Below are 24,206 nucleotides of genomic sequence, written 5' to 3' on the forward strand. Positions count from 1 at the left end.
CCGTATTAATGGTTTCCGGCGATGTTAGCATTAGCTCATGCCTGCTGATCATCTCGCGCTGGATCTCGCCGTCACGATCCGGCACGACGGCCACGGCGGAGTCGCCGACGACCTCGCGGAACCGGCGGGGCTGACCGGCTGGGTGCGTACGCACGCCGCGGACCTGCAGGCCGACCTGGCAGCCGGGCCGTACGCCGCGGCGACCTTCACCGCCGACGACGCCGTGCTCGCCGCGGCCGTCGAGGTGCGCACCGCGGTCCGCGCACTCTTCGCCCGCGCGGTGCTGCCCGGGCCGCCCAGCTCCGCCGACGCCGACCGGCTGCCGACCGCCCGGCAGGCCCTGGACCGGCTCAACGCGGCGGCGGCCCTGGTCCCGGTCACCCCGCGGCTGGACTGGCCGCAGGGCGGCGCCGCCGCCGAGTGCCGTACGGTCGCCGGCGCGCCCGCCCCCGCCGACCTGCTCGCCGCCGCGCTCGCCCGGCACGCCATCGGCTTCCTCGCCGGCCCCGACCGGGAGTTGCTGCGCGCCTGCCCGGCGCCGCGCTGCGTGCGCTACTTCGTCAAGGAGCACGCCCGCCAGGAGTGGTGCAAGCCCTCCTGCGGCAACCGCGCCCGCGTCGCCCGGCACCACGCCCGGCAGCGCGCCGCCGGCGGCGACGCGACCTGACGCCGGCGCCCGGGCCGCCGCTCGCGGTACGCGCGAGACGCACGGTAACGGGGGGCGCATCCGGGGCGCACGGGAGAACAGGCATGGCGCGTGATCTGTGGGTGCTGGCCGGTCGGGCGACCGGCGTGGCAGGCTCCCCGGAGGCCGGCCGCGCAGGTGCCTCGCGCAGGCCGCCGCCCCCAGCGCCGTGCCGGCCGAGTCCCCTGCCAGTGGCCGACCGGCACGGCCGTTCATGCTTACACACCGCAGCGGACGGCGTACGCTGTGAGGCCACCGGACGGATGTCCGTACGGCACGGTGTGCGCCCGGCGTGCGCCGTCCGGCCGCCAGGGGGTGCACCATGCCGCAGCGCCAGACGAGCAGCCGGCGCGCGCTGCTCGAACGCGAGGCCGAACTCCGTGCCGTCGACGAGGCGCTGGGCGAGCTCAGCGGGCTGCGCCCCGACGGTACCGAGCACCCCGGTGCGCGGCGCCGCGGCGGCCTGCTCGCGCTCGCCGGGTCCGCGGGCCTGGGCAAGACCACCCTGCTCGCCGAGGTGCGCAGGCGGGCCGCCGACCGCGGCTGCACCGTGCTGTCCGCACGCGGCGGCGACCAGGAGCAGCAGGTCGCCTTCCACGTGGCACGGCAGCTGCTGCAACCGCAGCTCGCGGGCGCCGCCGAGGCGGAGATCAGGGCCACGCTGGGCAGTTGGTACGGCATCGTCGGCCCCGCGCTCGGCCTGTGCGCCACCGGGGGCAGCACCCCCGACCCGCAGGGCATCCGCGACGGGCTCGACTGGGTGCTCACCCACCTCGCCGTGCAGCGCGCACCCGCCGTCCTGGTCCTCGACGACGCCCACTGGGCCGACCCGCAGTCGCTGAACTGGCTGGCCGCCTTCGCGCCCCGCGCCGACGACCTCGCCCTGCTCGTCGTCGTCGCCTACCGGCCCGACGAACTCCCCGCAGGAGCCGAGGCGTTCCGCGTGCTGCCCGGCAGGGCAGGGCACCGCCCCCTCGGCCTCGAACCGCTCACCGCGGACGCGGTGGGCCACCTGGTGCGCGACGCCGTCGGCGAGCACGCCGACGAGGACTTCTGCCGCGAGTGCTGGGCGGTCACCGCCGGAAATCCCTTCGAGGCCGTCGAGTTGGCCGCCAAGCTCCGCGACCGCGGTGTCACACCCGACGGTTCGAGCACCCACCTGCTGCGCGACCTCGCCGCCGACGCCAAGGGCCGCGGCCTGGTCAGCCGGCTCGAACGGCTCGGCCCCTCCACCGTCAGGCTCGCCTGGGCCGCCGCGGTCCTGGGCACCCAGGTGCCGCCGGAACTGGCCGCCGACGTCGCGGGGCTCGGCCGGGAGGAGGCCGCCGACTGCGCCGACCGGCTCCGCGAGGCCCGCATCCTCACCCGCAGCGGCACCCTGGAGTTCGTCCACCCGCTGATCGCCACCACCGTCTACCACGCGATACCCGACGCCGTACGGGTCGCCCTGCACGGCCAGGCCGCCCAGTCCGTCATCGACGCCGGGCTCGGCGCCTCCGCGGCCGCCCGGCACCTGCTGGAGACCCACCCGGAGGGCGACCCGTGGGTGGTCGGCCGGCTGCGGGCCGCCGCCCGGGAGACCCTGCGGGCCGGCGCCCCCGAGACGGCCCGCAGCTACCTGGGCCGGGCGCTGCGCGAGCCCCCGCAGGACGCCGACCGCGCCGCGGTGCTCTACGAACTGGGCTGCGCCTCCCAGCTCCTCGAACCGGCGGTGACCGTCAACCACCTGCGGGCCGCGCTGGAGGAGCCGATCGGCGACCCCGAGCTGCGCGACGGCATCGTCTTCAAGCTGTCGCAGTCACTGGCCCACAGCGACCGGCTCAGCGAGGCCGCCGAGGTCGTCGCGCAGGCCGCCCGCACCGCGACCAGCGCCCGCACCCGGCTGCGGATGCAGTCCGAGCAGTTCATGTGGGACGCCTTCCGCGCCGACGAGGCCGACTCGCCCGGCCGCTCCCGGCGGCTGACCCGGCTCGCCGACCGGCTCACCGGACGCGACCTCACCGAGCGGTACATCATCGGGCTGCGCGCCTGGGACGCCACGCTGCGCGGCGAGCACACCTCGACCGTGCTGCGGCACGCGCGCCGCGCACTGGACGGCGGGCTGCCGTGGGCCGACGAGGACCGCGGCTTCGAGGTGCCGGTGCTGGTCGCGATGACGTACGCCTACGCCGACCGGCCCGAGCGCGCCGAGGAGCTGTTCGCCACCGGGATCGCCGACTTCGAACGCCAGGGCTGGCGCGGCGCCCACCTGTCCTTCGGGCTGCTGCTGCTCGGCTACGTCCGCTACCGGCAGGGCCGGCTCGCCGAGGCCGAGGACCTGGCCCGCGACGGGCTGCGGCTCGCCGAGCGGGTCGGGCGCGGCACCCCCGTGCAGTGGTACGCCGTCGCCGTCCTGATCGAGGTGCTGCTCGCCCGCGGCCGAAGCGAGCAGGCGGCGGCGCTGGCCGCGGAGTACGCCTTCCGCCACCCCTTCCCCGCCGCCGTCACCTTCCCCGACGCCCAGGCCGTACACGGCGAGCTGCTGCTGGCCTGCGGGCTGCACCAGGAGGCCGCCGCAGTGCTGGCCGCGGTCGGCCGCAGGCTGGACGCCCGCGGGATGCGCAACCCCGCCTGGTGCCCCTGGCAGCTGCACCTGGCGCTCGCCGAGTCCCGCGACGCACCGCAGCGCGCCCGGGACACCGTGCTCGACGCCGTCGCCAGGGCGCGGCAGTACGGCGCCAGGTCCGCGATCGGCCACGCGCTGCTGACCGCGGCCGAGGTCTGCGGTGGCCCCGAAAGGCTGAAGCTCCTCACCGAGGCCGTCAGCCTTCTGGAGGCCTCCCCTTCCGCCCATCTGCTCGCCGCGGCGCTGGTCGCCCAGGGCGTCGCCCTGCGCGACGCGGACCGCCCCGCGGAGGCGGTGGACCGGCTCCGCCGCGGCCTCGACACCGCCCTGCGGTGCGCCGCCGACGGCACCGCGGCACAGGCCCGCGCGGAACTGTCGCAGGCCACCGCCCCGGACCCCGCCGCACCCTGACGGCGCCGCCCGGCGCTGCCGCCCCGGACCACCTGGTGGTCGGCGGGTCCCCGCGGCGCAGGTCAGCCTTTACCATGGCGGCATGTCCTTCCTCCGCCGCCGCAGCGCAGCCACGCCCACCGGGCCGGACTTCGACGTACTCGCGATGGACCCGGGGGACTGGCCGGGCGACCTGGGGGCCGGGCTGCTGCCTGGCCCCGACGGGCGGTGCGAGGGGATCTACCTGCGCTACGACCTCTTCGGCGGCCGCGGCCCTGCGATGCTCATCGGCAACCTGCCGGAGGGATCGCCCGCCCGCGAGCTGAGCGAGGGGCAGGTGCCCTTCGAGGTGGCGCAGCTGCTGGCCGCGCTGGGCAACGACGAGCCCGCCGAGGTCACCGAGATCGAGGACACCCCGGTCTGGCAGGGCGACGGCCTGCTGATCGTCCGGCGGATCAAGATCTCCGAGTCCCGCGTCGCGTGCGCGCAGTTCGACCGCAGCGACGGTGTGCAGGTGACCATCGCCACCTGGGACCGGCCGATCACCGACGACCTCTACCAGCTGCTCAAGCCGCTGCCCGCGGCAATGTTCCAGGCCGGCTGACGCCGGCGGCGGGGGCGTAGGCGCCGAGGGTGCCGAGGGTGCGCACCGCGGCAGTCGACCGGGCCGGCTGAGCCCCCGCGCTCAGCCCGCCGCCCTTCAGCGCGTGCCCACTGCGGCGCGCACCGCCCTGCGGGCCAGGCCGCAGTCGTCGTGCAGCCTGCGCAGCAGCAGCCGCTGCTCCTCACCGCTCTCCGCGGCGCCCGGCGCCACCGGCGCGGTGGACCGCATGGTGCGCTGGACGGCCGTCTCGTACGTGCGGATCTCCCGGGTCAGCACCAGCATCAGGTTGACCAGGAAGGCGTCCCGCGCGGCCGGGCCCGGGGCCTGCGCCTGCTGGCTGATCTGCCGGCGGGCCGCCTCGTCGTCGCCGAGCACCGACCACAGCACCGCCAGGTCGTAGCCGGGCAGATACCAGCCCGCGTGCTCCCAGTCGACCAGCGAGGGGCCGGCCGGCGAGAGCAGCACGTTGGACAGCAGCGCGTCGCCGTGGCAGAACTGCCCCTGCGCGTGGGCCAGTCCGTGCAGCAGCTTCTGCAGGTCGCCCATGTCGCGGTCGGTGAGCAGGCCCAGCTCGTGGTAGCGGTTGATCCTGGCCGGGTAGTCGATCGGCGCGTCGAACGAACCCGGAGGCGGGCGCCACATGTTGATCCGCGCGTACGCCGACAGGGCGGCGCGCACGTCGCCCCGGGCCGGCGGGTGCGACGGGTGGCGCTGCGGCGAGACGACCCGTCCCGGCATCCGCTCCATCACCAGGACGCAGCTGTCCGGGTCGGCGGCGATCAGCCGCGGCACCCGTACCGGCGGACGGTGCCGGACGAACGTCCGGTACGCAGCTATCTCGTGGCGGAAACGATCCGCCCAGGCGGGCGAGTGGTCCAGCAGGCACTTGGCCACGGCGGGAGAGCGTCCCGAGGTGCCGATCAGCAGTGCCGTCCGGCCGCCTCGGCGCAGTAGCTGCACGGGGGTGAACTCGGGACAGATCCGCTGCACCGCCGCGACCGCGGTACGAAGCTGGGTCCCTTGCGGGCCGGTCAAGTCGAGTCTCCCGCTGAGGGGATGGGTGCTGCCGAGCGTCCCGCGCCGCAGTCCTGTGGGCGGGCGGGTTCTGAGGACGGCCGGCTCCGCAACGGCGGGATACGCGGGGCGGGGCGGGGCGGACACGGAGGACGATGCCGAATACATGGGAAGAGCCGTTCCCTTCGTGTGCCTGCGAGTTCAGGGACACCGGCCCCGCCCGGCGGCGCACCCTGGGGAATGCGGCGCCGGAGCGGGGTGGCGCGTTCCTACCTGACACCCGGCAGGCCATGGCAGACCATCTGGCGGACCCTGGCGAACCCTGGCGAATAGTCGCGGGGCGATTGTCGGGGGGAATAGTGTCAACAGCGCCGAGGAACCTGGGGGCTTGACGTGGGCAATGAGGCCAACACCCGACTCGCGGACCTGTTCGGTCTCACCGGCTGGTCCAAGGGCGAACTCGCGCGGCTGGTCAACCGGCAGGCGGCGGCCATGGGCCACCCGCAGCTGGCGACCGACACGTCGCGGGTGCGCCGCTGGATCGACACCGGTGAGTCACCGCGCGAACCCGTGCCGAAGGTGCTGGCCGCGCTGTTCACCGAGCGTCTCGGCCGTGTCGTGACCATCGAGGATCTCGGGTTCGACCGGCGCCGGCAGACGGGGAACAGACAGACCGGAGACGGCCTCCCGTGGCCGCCGGAAAGAACAGCCGCGGTCCTCACCGAATTCACGGGAATGGACCTCATGCTCAACCGACGCGGTCTGGTGGGCGCGGGCGCCGCGCTCGCCTCCGGCACCCTAATCAGCAATGCCCTGCAGGACTGGCTGCACACCGACCCGGCCCTCGCGGCCGACGCACCCGGATTCGCCGATCCGCTGCACGTGGACCCGGCCGACTACGACCCCTACGAGGCGGTCCCGGTCGGATCCCAGGAGATCGAGTCGCTGGAGCGCTCGGTCGAGGTCTTCCGCGCCTGGGACGCCGCCCGCGGCGGCGGGCTCCAGCGCAAGGCGGTCGTCGGCCAGCTCAACGAGGTGGGCGGCATGCTCTCCTACCGGAATCCGCCGCACCTGCAGCGCAGGCTGTGGGGCGTGGCGGCCAACCTGGCGGTCCTGGCCGGCTGGATGTCGCACGACATCGGGCTCGAACCGACAGCGCAGAAGTACTTCCTGATCGCCGCGCACGCGGCCCGCGAGGGCGGTGACCGGCCGCGCGCCGGCGAGGCGCTGTCCCGGGCCGCCCGGCAGATGGTGCACCTCGGACAGCCGGAGCAGGCCCTGGACCTGATGCAGCTCGCCAGGTCCGGCTCCGGCGACCAGGCGCTGCCCCGCACCCGGGCGATGCTGCACACCATCGAGGCGTGGGCGCAGGCGTCCATGGGGCGCGGCCAGGCGATGCGGCGGACCCTCGGTGAGGCCGAGGACCTGTTCGTCTCCGACAAGGGCGACGTGGCCCCGCCGAGCTGGATGCAGAACTTCGACGAGGCCGACCTGCACGGCATGCAGGCGCTGGCCTACCGCACCCTGGCCGAGCACGAGCCGGCGGCGGCCGCCCAGGCGCAGCTGCACGCCAAACAGGCGATCACGCTGCGCACCTCGGGTCACGAGCGCTCGATGATCTTCGACTACCTGTCGCTGGCCTCGGCCTGCTTCATCGCCGACGACCCGGAGCAGGCCGACCGCTACGCGCGGATGGCGCTGCTGACCATCGGCCAGACCTCCTCGCACCGCACCTGGGACCGGCTGCGCGAGATGTACCGCCTCACCGGGCGCTACTCCGACTACAGCCGCATCCAGGACCTGCGGCAGGAGATCGAGTCGACCATGCCGGGCCGCCGCAAGAGCGGAGGCTCCCGCTACCGCGAGGTCTGACCCGCCGCCGGGGCACGCCCCGCGGCCGTACGGCCGGCCGCCGCCGTACGCCATGCCTCCGCCCCGCCGCCGAACGGGTCGGACAGCAGGACGTGGGGTGACACGGCCGATACGACAGCCGGTGCGGTCAGGGGATCGCGGTCAGAGGATCCTGGCGATCAGCACGCAGGCGTCGTCCTCGCGGTCGGGAGTGCCGAACTCCTCCGCCACCAGCCGTACGCAGTCCTGTGCGCTCCTGGCGGCGGAGAAGAGCGGGGCCATCGCCAGCAGGCGGTTCCCCCCGCCGCCGGTGTCCGGCGCGTCCACGACCGAGCGGCGCGGCGCCAGGCCGTCGGTGTGCAGCACCAGCAGGTCGCCGGGCGCCAGCTGCTCGCGTGCCTGGCCGTACTGCGCACCCGAGGTGGCGCCGAGCAGGACGCCGTCCGGCGGATCCAGCGACCGCCCCGTCCCGTTGCGGAACAGCAGCGGGGCGGGGTGGCCGGCCTGCGCCCAGTGCAGCTCCCGGGTGTCCGGCTCGTAGCGGCAGCACAGGGCGCTGCCGAGCGCGGGCTGCGGCGAGGTGTCGAGCAGTTCGTTGAGCCAGCCCATCAGCGGGCCCGGCTGCAGGCCCGCGACGGCCATGCCGCGCAGGGCGCCGAGCAGCATCGCCATGCCCGACGTCGCCGTCACGCCGTGGCCGGTGAGGTCGCCGACGGTGAGTAAGGAGGCGCCGTCCGGCAGCTGCATCGCGTCGTACCAGTCACCGCCGATCAGGGCGCTGGTCGCGGACGGCAGGTAGTGCGCCGCCAGATCCATCGTGGTCGGCCCCCCGTCCAGCGGGAAGCGCTGGGCGCCGCGCCACGGCGGCAGCACCGCCTCCTGCAGCTCGACCGCCATGCGCCGCTCGGTCTGCGCGATCTGCCGCTGCCGCTGCAGCGACTCCCTGGTCTCGCGGAGCGTCCGCTGGCTGCGCCGCAGGTCGCTCACGTCCCGCAGGACCGCCCACATCGACTCGGTGCCGCCGTCGGTGCCGAGCACCGGCTCGCCGACCATGTGCACGGTCCGCACCGAGCCGTCCGCGCGCACGATGCGGAATTCGCCGTCGATCGGCCGCCCGTCCACCAGGCAGCCGGTGACCATCTCGGTGAGCACCGCCTGGTCCTCGGCGAACAGCCAGGACGGCAGCTCGTCCAGGGTCAGCGGGCCGTCCCCCGGGGAGCGGCCGAAGATGCGGTACAGCTCGTCCGACCACAGCGCCCCGTCGGTGAGCAGGTCCCACTGCGCGCTGCCGGCCCTGCCGAGCGCGCCCACCGCGGCCGCGTCGGGACCGCTCGGCTGGAGCGGTACGTCGAGCAGCAGCAGCCCGTCCGGCGGCAGGTCGGCGGGGTCCAGGCCGTCCCTGAGCTGCCCGAGGTGGGTGCCCAGGTCGTCGAGCTGGTGGACGGCCAGGTCGCACAGCGCGCGCTGCCAGCGCAGCTGCGGGTCGCCGGTGGTGTCGCTGTCCCGCAGGACCGCGTCGACCCGGGTCCTGAGCTGGCGTGCCTGGGAGATCAGCGCGTCCACCGCACCGGGGTCCGGCGGTTGCGCGGCGGTGTGATCCGCATGCGTTGGGGACGGCATGACGCACTCCGAACGTGTCTGCTGGCAGGCTCTCAACGGCCGTGGCGGACGGAAGGGGCCGGTAACGACTGTTGCACAGGGAGCGATGGGTCGTAAGGGTTTCAGCGATACCCGATCCGGTGGTGCTTGCGGCATATGCCAATAGCCCAGAGGTAGTTGGGCCGGGAAACGGCCGCCGGGCCGACCTCCGCAGGTCGCCCGCAGGACGCCGGGGAGCCACCCTGCTCCCGGTCGCGGGCGGTCCGGAAGCGACATCGCGCCCCCGAGTCGGTAGGCTGCCGCCGCCCGTCCCCACGGAGTCCGGCCCGGCCGCCAGGTGTGAAAAGCCCGGTGGCCGGTAAGGATGCCGGGCATCAGCAGCGGAAATCCCGTTGCCATGGAACCCCCCGCACCGGATGCTGACCTCATGTTCGACCCAGACATAGCGCCCAGCGGCACCCTTCTCGGCCTCCTCCAGCGGGGGCGCGGAGACGGTCCCCTGCACGCCCTCGCGGCGCCGCGGGCCGACGCACTCGCCGCCCTGGAGCACTGCGTGCTGCGCGACCCCCGCCTGGACTGGCGGGTCGAGTCGCGCTCCCTCTATTACGCGCGGCTCTACTCCGACCTGGAAGGCCCGCTCGACGGGATCGAACAGCACCTCTTCCACCCCGACGACCTGATCGTCCCCGACGAGCACCGCTGCGGCCTGGCCCTGTCGGTCCTCGGCCACCTGGCCGGCTACGGCCGCCGGGACGCGCTGCACCTGCTGCGCCGCTACGCCGCCACCGGCGGCTGCTGGGAATGGGCGCTGGACGAGCTGGCCGTACGCGACGCGGAGGCCGGACTGCGCTCCCTGGGCCCCGCCGTGGTCGCCCGCTTCCCGCGCACCCCTGAGGGCGACGCCGCCCTCGCCCGCGCGGTCCGGGAGGCGTACGAACCGCGCCCCTGGCAGCTGTGGGCCGAGGACACCGCGCACCCCGCCACCGCCGAGCGGGTCAGGCAGGCCGCCGAGCAGGTCAGCTTCGACCGCTGGCAGCGCCAGCTGCGTTCGGCGGGACCCACCCCGGGCTGGAGCGTCGCGGCCGTCCTGGAATGGGCCGAGCAGGGCCTCGACGAGCACCCCTCCGTCGAGCGCGACCAGCCCGCCGCCCGCTGCCTGGCCGCCGTCGCAGGACCTGAGGACCGCCCCGCGCTGCTGGAGGCCGCCCTGCGCGGCCCGTCCGCCGCCCGCGCGGCCGCCCTGCGCCACCTCGGCGACCGCCGCGACCCGCAGTGCCTCGACCTGATCGAGACCGCCGCGGAAGCCGTCGAGGAACGCGTGGTGCGCGCGGCCGTCGAGTCCTTCGAGCGCATGCGCGACGACGAGGCCATGGCCCGGGCCCGCGTCTGGGCCGCACGCACCGGCCTGCTCGGTGCCGCCGCAGCCAGGATGCTCGCCCGCCGCGGCGGCCCCGCGGACGCCGACCTGGTGCTCGCCGCACTGCGCCGCACCGTCCAGTCGGGCGGCGCCGACGCGGAAGGGCTCGACGCGCTCGTCGAGGGCGTCGGCCGGCTCGCCGCCTGCCGTGCCGCACCCCTGCTGCGGCACCTCTACCGCGAGACGTCCTCCTCCCAGCTGCGCGGCACCGCGGCCCGCGCCCTGGCGCTCGCCGACCCCGGCTTCGCGGCCGGCTTCGCCGTCGAGTGCCTGTGGGACTGCGAGGAGGCCACCAGAGAGCTGGCGGCGCACCGCGCCACCTCGGGCGACGTCCGGGTGCTGACGCAGCTGCGCCGGCTGGCCGCCGATCCCGCCGAGGAGGCCGAGGTCCAGACGGCCGTACGGGGCCGGCTCAGCTCGGGCGGCACCGCGCGCTGACACCGGGGCGCGGCTGACCTCTCCCGCCGGGTGACACGGCCCGGCGGGGCGGAAGAGGGCGTTGCGCCGTGGATGTCCAGGCCGCGGGGCATGGCCGCGGCCCAACGCTCATGGGGCGTTCCCCTTCGGGAAAGATCCTCGTGGCCCTGACAACGTCCGGCGCGGCGACAACGTCGGTATGAGAGTCGCCATCGTCACGGAGTCCTTCCCACCCGACGTCAACGGAGTGGCCCACTGCGCGCTGCGCACGGCCGAACACCTCGCCCGCCGCGGCCACGAGCCCCTGGTCGTCGCGCCCGCGGGGCCGCACGACCAGGACGCCGACGACCCCTGCCCGGTCGTCCGCGTGCCCTCGCTGCCGCTGCCCGGCTACCCCCAGGTGCGGGTGGCGCTGCCCGGCCGCCGCACCGCCGCGGCCATCACCGCGCACCGCGCCGACATCGTCCACCTGGCCAGCCCCTTCGTCCTCGGGGTACGCGGCCTGGCCGCCGCAACCCGGCTGCGGATACCGGCGGTCGCCGTCTACCAGACCGACCTGGCCGGCTACGCCAGGACGTACCTGAACGCCGGCGAGGCCGCCGCCTGGCGTCGTATACGCGCCGTGCACACCGCCGCCGCCCGCACGCTGGCCCCCTCCACCGCGTCGGCCGCCGCGCTGGCCGGCCAGGGCGTGCCCCGGGTCCACCTGTGGCCGCGCGGTGTCGACTCGGTCCGCTTCCACCCCGCCCACCGGGACGACGCGCTGCGCCGCGAGCTCGCCCCGCGCGGCGAGCTGATCGTCGGCTACGTCGGCCGGCTCGCCGCGGAGAAGCACGTGGAACTGCTGGCCGGCACCTGCGAACTGCCCGGCGTACGGGTCGTCGTGGTCGGCGACGGCCCCAGCCTGCCGGGGCTGCGCCAGGCGCTGCCGCGTGCGGTCTTCCTCGGCCGCAGAACCGGGAGCGACCTCGCCCGCATCTACGCCTCGCTCGACGTCTTCTGCCACACCGGCCCCTTCGAGACCTTCTGCCAGACCGTCCAGGAGGCCATGGCCAGCGGCGTCCCTGTGGTCGCCCCCGCCGCGGGCGGCCCGCTCGACCTGGTCGACCACGGCAGGACCGGCCTGCTCGTACCGCCGGGCGACGACCTCGCGGTACGGACCGCGGTCCGGCTGCTGCACGCGGACCCGCGGCTGCGGGTCCGCTACGGCACCGCCGCCCGCGCGGCCGTCGCGGAACGCACGTGGGAAGCCGTCGGCGACCAGCTGCTCGACCACTACGCGCAGGTGCTCGGCGAGCGAGCGGTGGTCGCCGCATGACCGCCGCCGGCCTGCGCATCGTCCGGGTGGCGAACTTCGTCACACCCGTCTCCGGCGGACTGCGCACCGCGCTGCGCCACCTCGGCGAGGGGTACGCGGCCGCCGGCCACGAACCCGTCCTTGTCATCCCGGGACCCGAGGCGTCCGACGAGCACACCGCACAGGGCCGGGTCATCACCCTCCCGGGACCCGAGATCCCCGGCACCGGCGGCTACCGCGTACTGGCCCGCCGCGCACCCGTCGCCGCGCTGCTCGAACAGCTCGCGCCGGACCGGCTGGAGGTCTCCGACCGCACCACGCTGCGCTGGACCGGGGAATGGGCCAGGCGCCGCCGGGTGCCCGCGGTCATGGTCTCCCACGAGAGCGCCGACGGCGTCCTGGGCACCTGGGGCCTCCCGGCGGGTGCCGCCCGCCGCGCCGCCGACGCCCTCAACCGGCGCACCGCGTACGCCTACACCCGCGTGGTCTGCACGACCGCCTGGGCGGCGGCCGAGTTCGAGCGGATCGGGGTACGCAACGTCGTCCGCGCCCCGCTCGGCGTCGACCTCGCCGGGCTGCACCCCGGCCACCACGACGCCTCGCTGCGCGAACGGTACGGGCACGGCGCCGCGGTCATGCTCGTGCTGTGCTCCCGGCTCAGCCCGGAGAAGCGGCCCGGCGACGCGCTCGACACGCTGGCCCGGCTACGCGCCGCGGGCGTCGACGCGGCGCTGGTCGTCGCGGGCGACGGGCCGCTGCGCGCGCGGCTCACCACCCACGCCAGGACCCACCGGCTGCCGGTGACCTTCCTCGGCCATCTCGCGCGGCGCGACGACCTCGCGGCGCTGCTGGCGACCGCCGACGTGGCGCTCGCGCCGGGACCCGTCGAGACGTTCGGGCTGGCCGCCCTGGAAGCGCTGGCCTGCGGCACCCCTGTGGTGGCCAGCACCCGTTCCGCACTGCCCGCGCTCATCGGCCCGGCCGGCGCCTCGGGTGCCACCCCCGCGGAGTACACGGCCGCGGTCCGCCACCTCCTCGCGGTCCCCGCGGCAGACCGCCGCGCCCGCGCCAGGCACCGCGCCGAGCTCTACACCTGGCCGTCCGCAGTCACCGCCTTCCTCACAGCCCACGCAGCCCCCACCCCTTCCCGCACCGGATCCCCCCGATGACCGCCCCGGCCGCCCCCTCCCAGCCGAGACGGCGAAGCAGCGGCACGACCACGCCGAGCGGCACCCTCCAGGGGCGCGGGGAACCGCGCGCGCAACCACCCATCCACCGCCGTGTGACAACGGACCGCCACCACCCCGAGGGGCGCGGGGGACTGCATGCCCAGCCACGACGGGCCGTCGCAGGGGAATCAGGCCCGGCCACGACGCGCCGTCGGGAGAAGCCCGCCGCAGGCAGCCGTGGCGGTCCCCATGAGTGACACCGTGGTGCGGTTCGCCGTGCTCGGGGACTCGCTCAGCGAGGGCGTCGGCGACCCCGCGCCGGGAGGCAAGCCCACGCCGGTGGGCGCCCCCGCGCCTGGAGGCGACCCCTCGCGGGGAGGCGAGTGGCGAGGCTGGGCCGCCATTCTGGCGGAGAGCCTCACCCCGGCCGCCGACCTGCTGAACCTCGCCCGCAGCGGCGCCCGCACAGCAGACGTCGCCGGCCCCCAGCTCAGCGCAGCGCTCCTGCACCGCCCCCACCTCGCGTCCGTGCTGGTCGGCGGCAACGACACCCTGCGCGGCGGTTTCGACATCCGCACCGTCGCAGCCGAGTTGCACACCGCCATGGGCGCGCTGCGCGCCACCGGCGCCGACGTACTGACCGCGTGCCTGCCCGACCCCGGCACCGTACTGGGCCTGCCCTGGCCGCTGGCCCGTCCCCTCGGCCGCCGGATGACCGCGCTGAACGACACCGTCCACGCGCTGTCCGCGCACCACGGCGCCCTGCACCTGCACGCCGCTCCGCGGCCCTGGGCGACGAGCCCGGGGACGCTCAGCGCGGACCGGCTGCATCCGAGCGAGGCCGGACACCGGCTGCTGGCCCGGGACTTCCACGGGGTGCTGGCCGGCGCGGGCCTGGCGGTCGGCCCGCCGCCGCGGCTGGACCCTGACGGCCCGCCGCCGGGGCGTGGCGCGTCGGTGTGGTGGATGGCCACCCGCGGCACCAGATGGATCGCGGACCGCTGCACGGACCTGCTGCCCGACCTTCTGCGGCTTGCGGCGGAGGAGTACCGGCACACCGCCCGCGGCACCGCACCGCTGTTGGACCACGCCGCCCGGGAGGCGACGGTGGCGGCCCTGGAGTCACTGGGCCTGGGGCGGGTCCGCAAGGTCCCGTCGTCCGCCCGAAGGGCGGGGCAGACGGTGTCTGGTGCGTGCGACAGCACGGCGGAGGCTCGTCCTCGTAGCGGGCCTGCTCGGACGAGCCCGACAACGCCGGGGGCACCTCCCGCCGAAGACAGGGGGAGAGCACGCGTGCCAGGCGCAATCGGCCGGACGGGACCATGCGGACCCGCCCTGGGCGCCGTAGCGCCCGTTCACAGCACGGGCCGGCCGGACCGCAGCGCCACGAAGCGGATTCTGGTGCCGGGTGCGGACTGGGCCGCGGCGGGCAGCGACTCCTCGGGCACGACGCCGATCACCGGGTAGCCCCCGGTGGTGGGGTGGTCGGCGAGGAAGACGACGGGGCGGCCGTCCGGCGGGACTTGGACGGCGCCCGGCACCATGCCCTCGCTGGGCAGCTCGCCGTCCCGCCCGGCGGCCCTGCGCAGCGCGGGCCCCAGGACGCGCAGGCCGATCCGGTTGGAGGCGGGGGAGACCGAGTAGCCCCCGGTGACCAGGGCGTCGAGGGAGCCGGGCGCGAACCAGTCGTCCCGCGGCCCCGGCAGGAACGGCAGCACCAGCTTGGCGCCGACCGAGCCGTACGGCAGGACGTCCGCCGCCGCGCTGCGGCCCCGCTCTGATCCGACGGGCAGCTCGTCGCCGTCGGCGAGCGGCGCAGGGCCGAGGCCGGACAGCAGGTCGGTGGCCCGGCTGCCGAGCACCGCGTCGACGGCGAGCCCGCCGGCCACGGCGACGTAGCTGCGCAGTCCGACCGTGGCCGGCCCCACGTCGAGCACCGCACCGCCCGGCACCACCAGCGGTGCGCCCCAGGCGGCGGGCCGGCCGTCGATCCGTACGGGGCAGCCCGCACCGGTGACCGCGACCACCACGGTCCGCGACGGGCGCAGCGCACACCCCGACACGGTGGTCTCCAGCCCGGCGGCCCGCTCGCCGTTCCCGACCAGCCGGTTGGCCAGCCGATGCGCCGGCAGGTCCAGCGCCCCGGACCGCGGCACCCCCAGATGCGCGAACCCGGCCCGCCCGACGTCCTGCACGGTCGTCAACGCCCCGGCCCGCACGACCCGCAGTACCGCCCCGGTCATACCGCCGCCTCCCTGCCGGCAGCCGTATCGGGCACCGCCGACGCTGCCTCGCGCGGCCAACGGCGGCGCAGGCCGGGGAAGTCGGCCTGCGGGCGGGTCACCGGGACGCCCCGGTGAAACGGACCTCGGTGCCGGGGGAGAGCAGGGCGGCCGGGTCGCGGGCCGGGTCCCACAGCGGGGCGTCCGTCGTGCCGATCAGCTGCCAGCCGCCCGGGGACGACCTCGGGTAGAGGCCCCCGTAGGGGCCGGCCAGGGCCAGCGACCCCGCGGGGACCGCGGTGCGCGGGGTCGGGCGGCGCGGGACGTGCAGCTCGGGCGGCAGGCCGGCCAGGTAGGCGAAGCCCGGGGCGAAGCCGCAGAAGACCACCCGGAAAGGCGTCGCGGTGACGATGCCGGCCAGCTCGTCCGGGGTCACCGACCACAGGGCGGCGACCTCCGCGACATCGGGGCCGTCGAAGCGCACCGGTATCTCGCGCAGCTCGCCGCCGCCCGCCTCGACCGGGGGCACGTCCCAGCCCGACACCGCGGCGGCGAAGGCGCGCGGGTCGGCGAGGCCGCCCACCAGGACGGTCCGCGCGGCCGGCACGATCTCCCGCACCTCGGGGAACTCCCCGGCCGCGCGCCGCCGCAGCAGTTCGGCGTGCAGCGCCTGCGCCCGCTCACCGTCCTCCGCCTCGACCAGCACGGCGCCCCGGCCCATCGCCAACACCCGGCACCTCACGGCCCCGTCACCCCGCCCTCATACGAACGCCGCCACCCGCAGCCCTGCCGCCTCCAGCTCCTGCCGCACCCGGGTGGCGAGTTGTGCAGCACCCGGAGTGTCGCCGTGCACGCACAGCGAGCGGGCCGCGATCGCCACCTGCGTGCCCTCCGCCGACGTCACCCCGCCGCCGGAGGCCATCCGCACCGCCCGCGTGACCACCTCGTCCGGCTCGCCCACCACCGCACCCGGCTCGCGGCGCGGCACCAGAGTGCCCAGCGCCGTGTACGCCCGGTCCGCGAAGGCCTCGGTTATCGCGAGGAGCCCGGCATCGGCGGCGGCGGACAGCAACTGCGAGCCGGGCAGGCCCAGCACGGGCAGCCCGCCCGCGAGGACGACGCCCTCCACGACGGCGGCGGCCTGCTCCGCGTCGTGCACCGCACGGTTGTACAGCGCGCCGTGCGGCTTCACGTACGCCACCGACGCTCCGGCCGCGCGCGCGAAGACGTCGAGCGCACCGATCTGATACGCGACCTCGGCGGCCAACTCCGCGGACGGCACGTCCATCGAGCGCCGCCCGAAGCCCGCCAGGTCCCGGTAGGAGACCTGCGCGCCGATCCGCACCCCGCGGGCCGCCGCCCGCTCGCACACCCGCCGCATCGTCGCCGGGTCGCCCGCGTGGAAGCCGCAGGCGACGTTCGCGCTGGTGACCACCGACAGCAGCGCCTCGTCGTCGGTGAGCTGCCAGCGCCCGAAACCCTCGCCGAGATCGGCGTTGAGGTCCACGACCGCACCGCCCGCGTCCGCCATCGTGATCCGCCCCTCCGACACCGCCGTAGAATGCCCCAGCCCCGATCATGGCATCCCCCACCGACAACGCGTGCCCGCCCCGTGGTGATCCGTGCCGTTTCGTTCGTTGTCGGTGGCACCGCCTAGTGTGTGGGGCGTGACCACCACAGTCCCGTACCCCCTGCCGGGCGCCGCCCGGCCGGCCCCGGGCCCCGCCGCGGACGAGGGCCTGGCCCGCCGGCTCAAGGCGCTCGCCTGCACCGCGCCGCTGCACGACCTCGACGCCCGCAAGGCCAACCTCGCGGGCGAGTACTCGGTGTACGCGATGGCGGAGGTCGCGCTCGCCGCGATCGACCTGGTCACCCTCAACATGGACTTCGACACCGGCGCCGACCACGACCAGATAGTGGCCAGACTGCTGCCCCGGGTCGCCGCCCAGGCCCCCGGGCGCAGCCACGCCGAGCACGAGCGGGTCGCCCGCTGGGTGCTGGAGAACCTGATCAACGTCGGCAGCGCCGACCGCGGATTCCGCGCCGTCTACGGCACGTTCGGCGCGGACGGCGCCTATGTGCGGCGGGACTACGACTTCAAGCTGATCGAGGAGGTGCCGGGCCCCGGCGGCAGCGTCTATCTGCGCACCACCGACGAGGCGGTCAACGTCCTGGTGGGCGCGCTCGACACCGACGTCACCAGCGCCCAGATCGCCGCCGAGGTCAAGCTGGAGGTGCTGATCAGCCGCGGCAGGCTCGCCGACGCCCAACTCGCCGCCGAGCAGGCCCGCTACCGCACCGTGCAGTATGCCGAGACGCTGCGCCGCACCCTGGAGGCGACCCGGCGCAACGTGCGGGCGGTGGACTGGCTGCGGCAGGTCCCCGACATGATCGCGGAGGCCCTCGACCACGTGGCGGACCGCTACCGCCACGAGAACGCGATCCTCACCAACATCCGCAAGGCGCGCGACGAGGCCGAGGACCCCGAGCACAAGCGGCGGGCCGCGGAGCTGGTCGACATCGTCAAGGACTGCATCAGACGGCACACCCAGCTGCAGTCCCGGCTGCTGGAGGCCGGCCCGCTCTTCCGCGCCGAGCAGGACCGGCAGGCCTTCGCCGCACCGCCCGCCCGCGCCGGACTCGACCTGTACGGCCAGCTGGTCGCCCCGCTGCTGCCGCTGCCGGTGGAGCAGGCCTCGCGGGTGACCGACGCGTTCTTCGCGCGCGGCGCGGGACTGCGCACCCCGGCAGCGGTCCGCGTCACCGACCTGGTCGACCTGCTGCTGACCCCGCCGGTCGAACGCGACCACCTGGGTGCGGAGATGCCCGAGCCCGACCTCGTCGCCACCCCCGACGACAGCCGCTTCTCCGACGAGCAGCTGGAGTCCGCACTCGACCTGCTCGACCTGCCGCACGACGCGCCCCGGCGGCTGTCCGGGCTGCTCGCGGAAGCCCGCCGCCGGGACCCCGACCTGCCGTACCTGGTCGCGCTGCTGGCCCTGCACGCCGCCTCGCCGCCGGTCGGCACCGCGGTGCGCCAGGGCGAGCCGCAGGTGCTCTTCGCCGTGGACGACGGCACCGAGCTGGACGACCCCGACTTCGGCGGCGCCGACCTCGTGCTGGGCACCGCCCGCCTCACCGCCCGCCCCGCGGACCCGAAAGAGAGAACGACGTGAGCGACCACCGCGACGACGACGCGGAAGGCCGGGACGGCAGCCGCGACCAGGCCCGCGACGGCGCCCGCGAGACCCACAGGGACGGCGCCGCGCCACTGACCGCGGGCGACGTCGCCGACGCCGCCCGGCTGGTCGGCTTCGGCCTGCAGCCGAAACTGCTGCCCGCCCGGGACGCGGAGTACGCCGAGCTGGTCAGGCGGCACCGCGAGGACCCCGGCTTCGCCAGGATCGCCGACGCGGTGGCCGCCGGGCTCGGCCTGGTCGTCCTCGAAGTGTCGCCGCGGGCCGGCATGGCCGTCGCGGCGGGCGAGGACTCGGTCTTCGCCGTCCGCATGGGCGACTACGCGCGCCGGGCCGCCTCCGACGCGGGCGACCGGTTCCTGCACGGCCTGGCGCACCTGGCCGCCGCCGCACTGGCCTTCCCGCGCCCCGAGGACCTGGCCGACGACGGCTACATCGGCCGGATCACCGTCAACGGGGTCGACGCCTTCGTCCGCCAGGCCTGCCGCCGGCTGGAGGAGCGCGCCGACGAGACCGGCGAGAACACCGACCCGGCCAGCGACGCGCCGGGACTCGAGGCGGCCTGGCGGGTCTACGCCCGGCGCACCGCGACCGGCGCGACCAAGGACGCCCGGCGGCTGGCCGGCTCCACCACCGGCATCATCGGCAAGGCCGTCGCCTTCCTGGTCGACTCCGGCTTTCTGCAGCGCACCGGCGACGAGTCCGGCGGCACGTACCGCACCACCGCGCGCTACCAGCTCCAGGTGCGCGACATGGCGGGCAGCGCCGCGATGGCCGAACTGCTCGACCTCGGCGTCGTCCCGGTCACCGACGGCAGCGCCAGCCTGCTGCCCGCGGCCGCCGACGACGGCGCCGACCTGGTCGCCGATGCGGGCCTGCCCTTCCACACCTCCGCCTGACCGGCCGCCGCCGTCCCCGCCCACCTACCCCAGCCACGAGAGTCCGCCGCATGTACGAGCTTTCCCGACTCCGCCTCTACTCCATCGGGCCTGCCGGCGCGCGCTACGCCGACACCGTGCTCGACCTGCGGGGTGTCGGCGAACCGGTGCCGCAACCCGCGCCGGCGCAGGGCGACTTCTTCGCGGACGAGCCGGCCGGGCCGCCGCGCCGCCCGGCCCCGGCGGGAGTGCTCTTCCTGGAGAACGGCGGCGGGAAGTCCGTCCTGCTGAAGCTGATCTTCTCGGTGATGCTGCCCGGGCACCGCAACACGCTCGGCGGCGCCAGCTCCGGTGTGCTGCGCAAGTTCCTGCTCGCCGAGGACTGCGGGCATGTCGCGCTGGAGTGGCAGCACACCGTGACCGGCGAGCTGGTCGTGGTCGGCAAGGTCAGCGAGTGGCGGGGCCGCCAGGTGTCGGCCGACCCGCGCAAGTTCGCCGAGGCCTGGTACTCCTTCCGGCCCGGCCCCGGGATGAGCCTGGACTCGCTGCCGGTCGCCGAGTCCACGGCGGTACGCCCGCCGGTCGAGGGCGCCTCGGGGGCACGCGGCAGGCGCCGCACGATGAAGGGCTTCAGGGACGCGCTGACCGAGGCGGGCAAGGCGTACCCGAACCTCGACGTGGTGTGGGAGGAGATCCACGACCGCTGGAACGAGCACCTCGGCGAGCTGGGTCTGGACCCCGAACTGTTCCGCTACCAGCGGGAGATGAACGCCGACGAGGGCGAGGCCGCGGGCCTGTTCGCGGTCAAGAAGGACTCCGACTTCACCGACCTGCTGCTGCGCGCGGTCACCGACACCCGGGACACCGACGGCCTCGCCGACCTCGTCCACGGATTCGCCGGCAAGCTCGGCCGCCGGGCGGAGCTGACCGCGGAGCGCGACTTCACCGCGGGCTCGCTCGACCTGCTGGAACGCATCGTCGACGGTGCCGAGTCCCGGGACCGGGCAAGGGCCGTGCACGCCCAGTCCGAGCGCCGCACCCGGTCGCTGGCCCGGCGGCTGTCGGCCCGCGCCCAGCAGGAGCGGGCCAGGACCGGCGAGATCGCCCAGGACATGGCGCAGGCCGCGCACGCGGTCACCGACACCGAGCAGGCCCGCGCGGGCAGCGTGCTCACCGCCGCCGAGATCGCCTACCGGCACGCGTCGCTGGCGCTGGCCGCCGCGGACAAGGCCGCGGCGGCGCTGCGCCGCGAGTTGGGCGACGCGCGCACCCTGCACGCCGCCTGGCAGGCCGCGGAGACGGTGCTGCGGCAGCGGGCGGCGGGGGACAGGCTGCAGCGGGTCAGCGCGGCCATCCGCGAGGCCGAGCGGGACGCCGCCCCCGCCCTCGCGGCCCGCACCACGGCCGCCGCCGAGCTGGTACGCGCGCTGCACAGCGCCGCCGCACGGGCCGAACGGCAGGCCGACGAGGAGGAGGAGCGCTCGGCGGAACTGCAGGTGCGGTCCGAGACAGCGCACCGTGACGCGACCGCCGCGGCCACCGAGGCGCAGCGCGCCCGCAGCGAGACCGGGCACCTCGCCCAGCGGCTCGCCGAGGTCGAGCAGGAGACCGCACAGGCCGTACGGTCCGGCTGGCTCGACGATTCGGCTCCCGACTCCGACCCCGCGCGTGCGGCGCTCGCCGCAGCCGACGCCGAGGAGGCCGCCACCGAGCTGTCCCGCGCCGCCGCCGACACCGCCCGGGCCGAGGCCGCCCGTGCCAGGGACGCCGCGGCGGCCGAGTCCCGCGCCGAACTGGCCGCGGCCCGCGCCGCCGACGCCCTGTCCACCGCGGAATCCGCCCTGACCGCGGCCACGATGGCGGCCACCACGCTGACCACCGACCCCCGCCTGACCGCCCTCCTCAGCCTCCCCGCCCCCCGCACGTCCGCGCCCGGCGACGGGCCTGCCTCCCGTACCGCGGCGGCCGGGTCCCGCGGCGCCGGTGCGCGCCCCTCCGCAGCGGGCAACGACGGCGAGGACGCCCGCGCCACCGCCGCCGAGGGCCCGCGCACCGGGGGCGAGGGCCTGACTCCCGGCATGCTCGACGAATTCGCCGAGCCCTTGCGGGAGTTGCTGGACGGGGCCGTGACCGCCGCCGAGCGGCAGCTGTTCGAGCTGCGGACCGCCGCCGCCGATGACGCGCGGATCCTCGGGGCGCTCGGCGACGGCGGGCTGCTGCCGCCGGGACCCGATGTGCTGGCCACCGTCGAGTACCTGGGGGAGCACGGCATCCCGGCGCTGCCGGGGTGGCGCTACCTCGCGCAGGCCGTGGACCCGGTGGACCACGCCGTGGTGCTGGCTGCCCGGCCCGAGCTGGTGGACGGGGTCGTCGTCACCGACCCCGGCACGTACCAGCGGGCCAGGGACGTCCTGGCGCAGGCCGCCCTGCTGCCCCGCTCCACCGTGGCCGTCGGCACCGCCGCCGCGCTGCTCGCCCCGCCGCCGGTGTCCGGCACCGAGCCGGACGTCTTCCTCGTACCGCCGAACCCGGCGATGCACGACGAGTTCGCCGCGGACGGCGAGCGCCAGGCGCTGCGGGGCAGGGCGACCGCGCGCGAGGAGGAGATCAGGGCGCTGGCGGCCCGTCTCGCGCACGACCGTACGCTGGCGGCCCGGCTCGCCTCCTGGCGTGCCGCCTGCCCGCAGGGCCGGCTCGCCGAGCTGGCCGCGGAGGCCGCCGCCGCCCGCGACACCGTGGAGCGCACCCGCGCGGAGATGACCGAGGCGCGCGCCGCCCGCGGCGAGGCCGACGCCGTCGCCGCGGAGGCGGCACAGGACAGCGACACCCGCAGGGCCGCCGCGGAGCAGGCCCGCCGCAGCGCCGACGCGCTGGCAGGGCTTGCCCACCGGCTGCGGGAGCGGGCCAACTGGCAGCGCAGGACCCGGGAGCTGGCCGCCGACGCGGCCGAGGCGGAGACCCGGGCCGAGACCTGCCTCGCGCAGGCCCGCGCCGCCGACGAGGACCGCAGGGCCGCCCAGCGCGCCTCGGACGACGCCCGACGCACCGCCCGCGTCCTGCGCGCCGAGCGGGCCGAGATCGCCGGCGCCCCCGACGAGGGGACCGCGGCGGCGGAAGGCGACACCGCCACCTCCCTGCCCGCACTGCGCGAGGCCTACCGCGCGGCATCCGAGGTCTACGAGAAGGTCGGCGTGGGCGCCGACCTGCGGGCCGAGCAGGCACGGGCGGAGAGCACCGAGAACGCCGCGCTGGTCGAACTGGACCGCCTCACCAACAAGGTGCGCAGCCGCGCCGCCCAGCTGCTCGAAGGCCCCGACGGCTCCGACGGCCCGTCACGTCAGGCGGCGGCAGGCCGCGCCGAGGCGCTCGTGCAGACCCTGGAGTCCCGGGCGTCCACCGCGAGCGAGCAGCTCGGCCGGCTCCGCGGCGAGGCAGAACGCCTCGCGCCGCCCGGCGGCGCACCGCACCACACCGAACTGCCCGAGCCCCTGCAGCCGCGCGACGCCGACCACGCCCAGGAGCTGCTGCGCGCGGCCACCACGGAGGTCGCCGCCCGTACCGAGGCACTGGAACAGGCAACCGCCGCCCACGCCGACCTGGTCGCGGCGCACCGCGCGGCCGAGGACGCGGCCGGCGGCTTCGACGAGACCGCCGCGCTGCTGCGCGACCTGCTGCGGGACGGCGGGCCGCAGCAGCACCCCGACGAGGAGGAGCCGCAGCCGTACCCGGGCAGCCAGGAGGCGGCCAGGCAGGCCGCCGCCGAGGCCCGGCGCAGCCTGCGCGGCTGCGCCGCCGACCTGTCGGCCGCCGAGACGCAGCTGCGCGAGTCCGCGGACGTCCTGGTCCGGCACGCCAACGCGGTCCGCTTCGAGCAGGTCAGGACGCCCGCCCGGCAGCAGATCAGGGAGCTGCCGGGCGCCGCGCTGCCCGAGCACGCGGCGGCCTGGGCCGCGGCCTTCGCCCCACGGCTGCGGGTACTGACCGACGAGCTGGACCAGTTGGAGCGCAACCGGGAGATCATCGTGGACCGGCTGCGCGGCCTGGTCGAGTCCGCGCTGGCGACCCTGCGCTCGGCCCAGCGGCTGTCCCGGCTGCCGGAGGGCCTCGGCGAGTGGTCGGGCCAGGAATTCCTGCGTATCCGCTTCGAGGACCCCGACCAGGCGGTGCTGACCGAGCGCCTCGGCGAGGTCATCGACGAGGCCACCAGGTCGGCGCTGCGGAAGAACGCCGACCTGCGGCGCGACGGCATGTCGCTGCTGCTGCGCGGGGTCGGCGCGGGCCTCCAGCCGCGCGGTATCGCCGTGGAGATCCTCAAGCCCGACGCGGTGCTGCGGGCCGAGCGCGTCCCCGTCGGCCAGATGGGCGACGTCTTCTCCGGCGGCCAGCTCCTCACCGCCGCCATCGCGCTGTACTGCACGATGGCCGCATTGCGCAGCAACGACCGCGGCAGGGACCGGCAGCGGCACGCGGGCACGCTCTTCCTCGACAATCCGATCGGGCGTGCGAATGCCACCTATCTGCTGGAGCTGCAGCGGGCCGTCGCCGATGCGCTCGGAGTGCAGCTCATCTACACCACCGGCCTATTCGACACGACCGCGCTTGCCGAATTCCCGCTCGTGGTCAGGCTGCGCAATGACGCGGATCTGCGGGCGGGCCTGAAATACATCAGCGTCGAGGAACACCTCAGGCCCGGCCTTCCGGTGCAGGACCCGCAGGGCGAACAGGTGCACGGTGAGATCACCGCCACCAGGATGTTCCGCCGCCCGCCGGAGGCAGCCCAGGAGCCGGCCGGCGAAGCCGCTGCCGAGCCCGCCCCGGACCCCGCGGCGGAAGTCGCTGGTGGAGCCGCCGCCCGGTGACC

At 76.1% G+C, this 24,206-nt stretch carries 16 protein-coding genes; 11 read left to right on the forward strand and 5 right to left on the reverse strand.

Annotation, left to right across the window (positions count from 1 at the left end):
* The first annotated feature begins 37 nt into the window (after positions 1 to 37).
* The 3 genes from NFU81_RS09205 to NFU81_RS09215 all read left to right on the forward strand — a co-directional run bounded on the left by NFU81_RS09205 (position 38) and on the right by NFU81_RS09215 (position 4,284).
* Positions 38 to 667, forward strand: coding sequence for a CGNR zinc finger domain-containing protein (locus tag NFU81_RS09205; protein ID WP_251487237.1), 630 nt, complete (start codon positions 38 to 40; stop codon positions 665 to 667).
* A gap of 340 nt (positions 668 to 1,007) precedes the next feature.
* Positions 1,008 to 3,701, forward strand: coding sequence for an ATP-binding protein (locus NFU81_RS09210; protein ID WP_251487240.1), 2,694 nt, complete (start codon positions 1,008 to 1,010; stop codon positions 3,699 to 3,701).
* A gap of 82 nt (positions 3,702 to 3,783) precedes the next feature.
* Positions 3,784 to 4,284, forward strand: a complete 501-nt coding sequence (locus NFU81_RS09215) for a hypothetical protein (RefSeq protein WP_033175962.1) — start codon at positions 3,784 to 3,786, stop codon at positions 4,282 to 4,284.
* Positions 4,285 to 4,380: 96 nt separating this feature from the next.
* On the opposite strand, the gene NFU81_RS09220 is transcribed toward NFU81_RS09215, so the two are convergent.
* A complete protein-coding gene (locus NFU81_RS09220) occupies positions 4,381 to 5,466 on the reverse strand; it encodes an aminoglycoside phosphotransferase family protein (RefSeq protein WP_251487243.1) in 1,086 nt (361 codons plus the stop codon).
* Positions 5,467 to 5,691: 225 nt separating this feature from the next.
* Here NFU81_RS09220 and NFU81_RS09225 point away from each other — a divergent pair, with 225 nt between their 5' ends.
* Positions 5,692 to 7,170 (forward strand): DNA-binding protein NsdB, encoded by a 1,479-nt coding sequence (locus NFU81_RS09225; protein WP_251487245.1) that lies wholly within the window; start codon positions 5,692 to 5,694, stop codon positions 7,168 to 7,170.
* Positions 7,171 to 7,311: 141 nt separating this feature from the next.
* Here the strand turns inward: NFU81_RS09225 and NFU81_RS09230 are convergent, their stop codons facing one another.
* Positions 7,312 to 8,769, reverse strand: a complete 1,458-nt coding sequence (locus tag NFU81_RS09230) for a PP2C family protein-serine/threonine phosphatase (protein ID WP_251487248.1) — start codon at positions 8,767 to 8,769, stop codon at positions 7,312 to 7,314.
* Positions 8,770 to 9,175: 406 nt separating this feature from the next.
* On the opposite strand from NFU81_RS09230, the gene NFU81_RS09235 reads away from it, so the two are divergent.
* From NFU81_RS09235 to NFU81_RS09250, 4 genes are all read left to right on the forward strand, one after another.
* Positions 9,176 to 10,603 (forward strand): HEAT repeat domain-containing protein, encoded by a 1,428-nt coding sequence (locus NFU81_RS09235; RefSeq protein ID WP_251487251.1) that lies wholly within the window; start codon positions 9,176 to 9,178, stop codon positions 10,601 to 10,603.
* 178 nt (positions 10,604 to 10,781) lie between these two features.
* Entirely contained in the window at positions 10,782 to 11,900 is a 1,119-nt protein-coding gene (locus NFU81_RS09240; protein WP_251487253.1) for a glycosyltransferase family 4 protein, read from the forward strand.
* Positions 11,897 to 13,048, forward strand: a complete 1,152-nt coding sequence (locus NFU81_RS09245) for a glycosyltransferase (protein WP_251487256.1) — start codon at positions 11,897 to 11,899, stop codon at positions 13,046 to 13,048. The genes NFU81_RS09240 and NFU81_RS09245 overlap by 4 nt, the downstream gene beginning before the upstream one ends.
* A gap of 249 nt (positions 13,049 to 13,297) precedes the next feature.
* Positions 13,298 to 14,515 carry an SGNH/GDSL hydrolase family protein gene (locus tag NFU81_RS09250; RefSeq protein ID WP_251487259.1) on the forward strand — a complete coding sequence of 406 codons (1,218 nt, stop codon included), beginning with the start codon at positions 13,298 to 13,300 and terminating at the stop codon, positions 14,513 to 14,515.
* Here NFU81_RS09250 and NFU81_RS09255 read toward each other — a convergent pair.
* The 3 genes from NFU81_RS09255 to NFU81_RS09265 all read right to left on the reverse strand — a co-directional run bounded on the left by NFU81_RS09255 (position 14,404) and on the right by NFU81_RS09265 (position 16,801).
* On the reverse strand, positions 14,404 to 15,291 hold the full coding sequence (locus NFU81_RS09255) for a 5-oxoprolinase subunit C family protein (RefSeq protein ID WP_251487261.1): 888 nt from the start codon (positions 15,289 to 15,291) through the stop codon (positions 14,404 to 14,406). The genes NFU81_RS09250 and NFU81_RS09255 overlap by 112 nt on opposite strands.
* A gap of 97 nt (positions 15,292 to 15,388) precedes the next feature.
* Positions 15,389 to 15,991 (reverse strand): 5-oxoprolinase subunit B family protein, encoded by a 603-nt coding sequence (locus tag NFU81_RS09260; RefSeq protein WP_251487357.1) that lies wholly within the window; start codon positions 15,989 to 15,991, stop codon positions 15,389 to 15,391.
* Between the two features lie 39 nt (positions 15,992 to 16,030).
* On the reverse strand, positions 16,031 to 16,801 hold the full coding sequence (locus NFU81_RS09265) for a LamB/YcsF family protein (protein ID WP_251487359.1): 771 nt from the start codon (positions 16,799 to 16,801) through the stop codon (positions 16,031 to 16,033).
* Positions 16,802 to 16,937: 136 nt separating this feature from the next.
* Between NFU81_RS09265 and NFU81_RS09270 the strand changes: the two genes are divergently transcribed.
* The 3 genes from NFU81_RS09270 (at position 16,938) to NFU81_RS09280 (ending at position 24,204) form a co-directional block, all read left to right on the forward strand.
* Positions 16,938 to 18,446: a hypothetical protein gene (locus tag NFU81_RS09270; protein ID WP_251487263.1), complete on the forward strand. Its 1,509-nt coding sequence runs from the start codon at positions 16,938 to 16,940 to the stop codon at positions 18,444 to 18,446.
* Positions 18,447 to 18,541: 95 nt separating this feature from the next.
* Entirely contained in the window at positions 18,542 to 19,366 is an 825-nt protein-coding gene (locus NFU81_RS09275; protein ID WP_251487362.1) for a hypothetical protein, read from the forward strand.
* 50 nt (positions 19,367 to 19,416) lie between these two features.
* The gene (locus NFU81_RS09280) at positions 19,417 to 24,204 is read left to right on the forward strand and encodes a coiled-coil domain-containing protein (RefSeq protein ID WP_251487266.1); all 4,788 of its coding nucleotides are present in this window, start codon (positions 19,417 to 19,419) and stop codon (positions 24,202 to 24,204) included.
* Positions 24,205 to 24,206: the final 2 nt, after the last annotated feature.

This window comes from Actinacidiphila cocklensis, from assembly GCF_907177275.1.
Lineage (GTDB): Bacteria > Actinomycetota > Actinomycetes > Streptomycetales > Streptomycetaceae > Actinacidiphila > Actinacidiphila cocklensis.

Excerpts from the sequence above, each read along its gene's own strand:
- NFU81_RS09205 (WP_251487237.1), top strand. The coding sequence starts at position 38 with ATGCCTGCTGATCATCTCGCGCTGGATCTCGCCGTCACGATCCGGCAC.
- NFU81_RS09210 (WP_251487240.1), top strand. The coding sequence starts at position 1,008 with ATGCCGCAGCGCCAGACGAGCAGCCGGCGCGCGCTGCTCGAACGCGAG.
- NFU81_RS09215 (WP_033175962.1), top strand. The coding sequence starts at position 3,784 with ATGTCCTTCCTCCGCCGCCGCAGCGCAGCCACGCCCACCGGGCCGGAC.
- NFU81_RS09220 (WP_251487243.1), bottom strand. The coding sequence starts at position 5,466 with ATGTATTCGGCATCGTCCTCCGTGTCCGCCCCGCCCCGCCCCGCGTAT.
- NFU81_RS09230 (WP_251487248.1), bottom strand. The coding sequence starts at position 8,769 with ATGCCGTCCCCAACGCATGCGGATCACACCGCCGCGCAACCGCCGGAC.
- NFU81_RS09235 (WP_251487251.1), top strand. The coding sequence starts at position 9,176 with ATGTTCGACCCAGACATAGCGCCCAGCGGCACCCTTCTCGGCCTCCTC.
- NFU81_RS09240 (WP_251487253.1), top strand. The coding sequence starts at position 10,782 with ATGAGAGTCGCCATCGTCACGGAGTCCTTCCCACCCGACGTCAACGGA.
- NFU81_RS09245 (WP_251487256.1), top strand. The coding sequence starts at position 11,897 with ATGACCGCCGCCGGCCTGCGCATCGTCCGGGTGGCGAACTTCGTCACA.
- NFU81_RS09250 (WP_251487259.1), top strand. The coding sequence starts at position 13,298 with ATGAGTGACACCGTGGTGCGGTTCGCCGTGCTCGGGGACTCGCTCAGC.
- NFU81_RS09255 (WP_251487261.1), bottom strand. The coding sequence starts at position 15,291 with ATGACCGGGGCGGTACTGCGGGTCGTGCGGGCCGGGGCGTTGACGACC.
- NFU81_RS09260 (WP_251487357.1), bottom strand. The coding sequence starts at position 15,991 with ATGGGCCGGGGCGCCGTGCTGGTCGAGGCGGAGGACGGTGAGCGGGCG.
- NFU81_RS09265 (WP_251487359.1), bottom strand. The coding sequence starts at position 16,801 with ATGGCGGACGCGGGCGGTGCGGTCGTGGACCTCAACGCCGATCTCGGC.
- NFU81_RS09280 (WP_251487266.1), top strand. The coding sequence starts at position 19,417 with ATGTACGAGCTTTCCCGACTCCGCCTCTACTCCATCGGGCCTGCCGGC.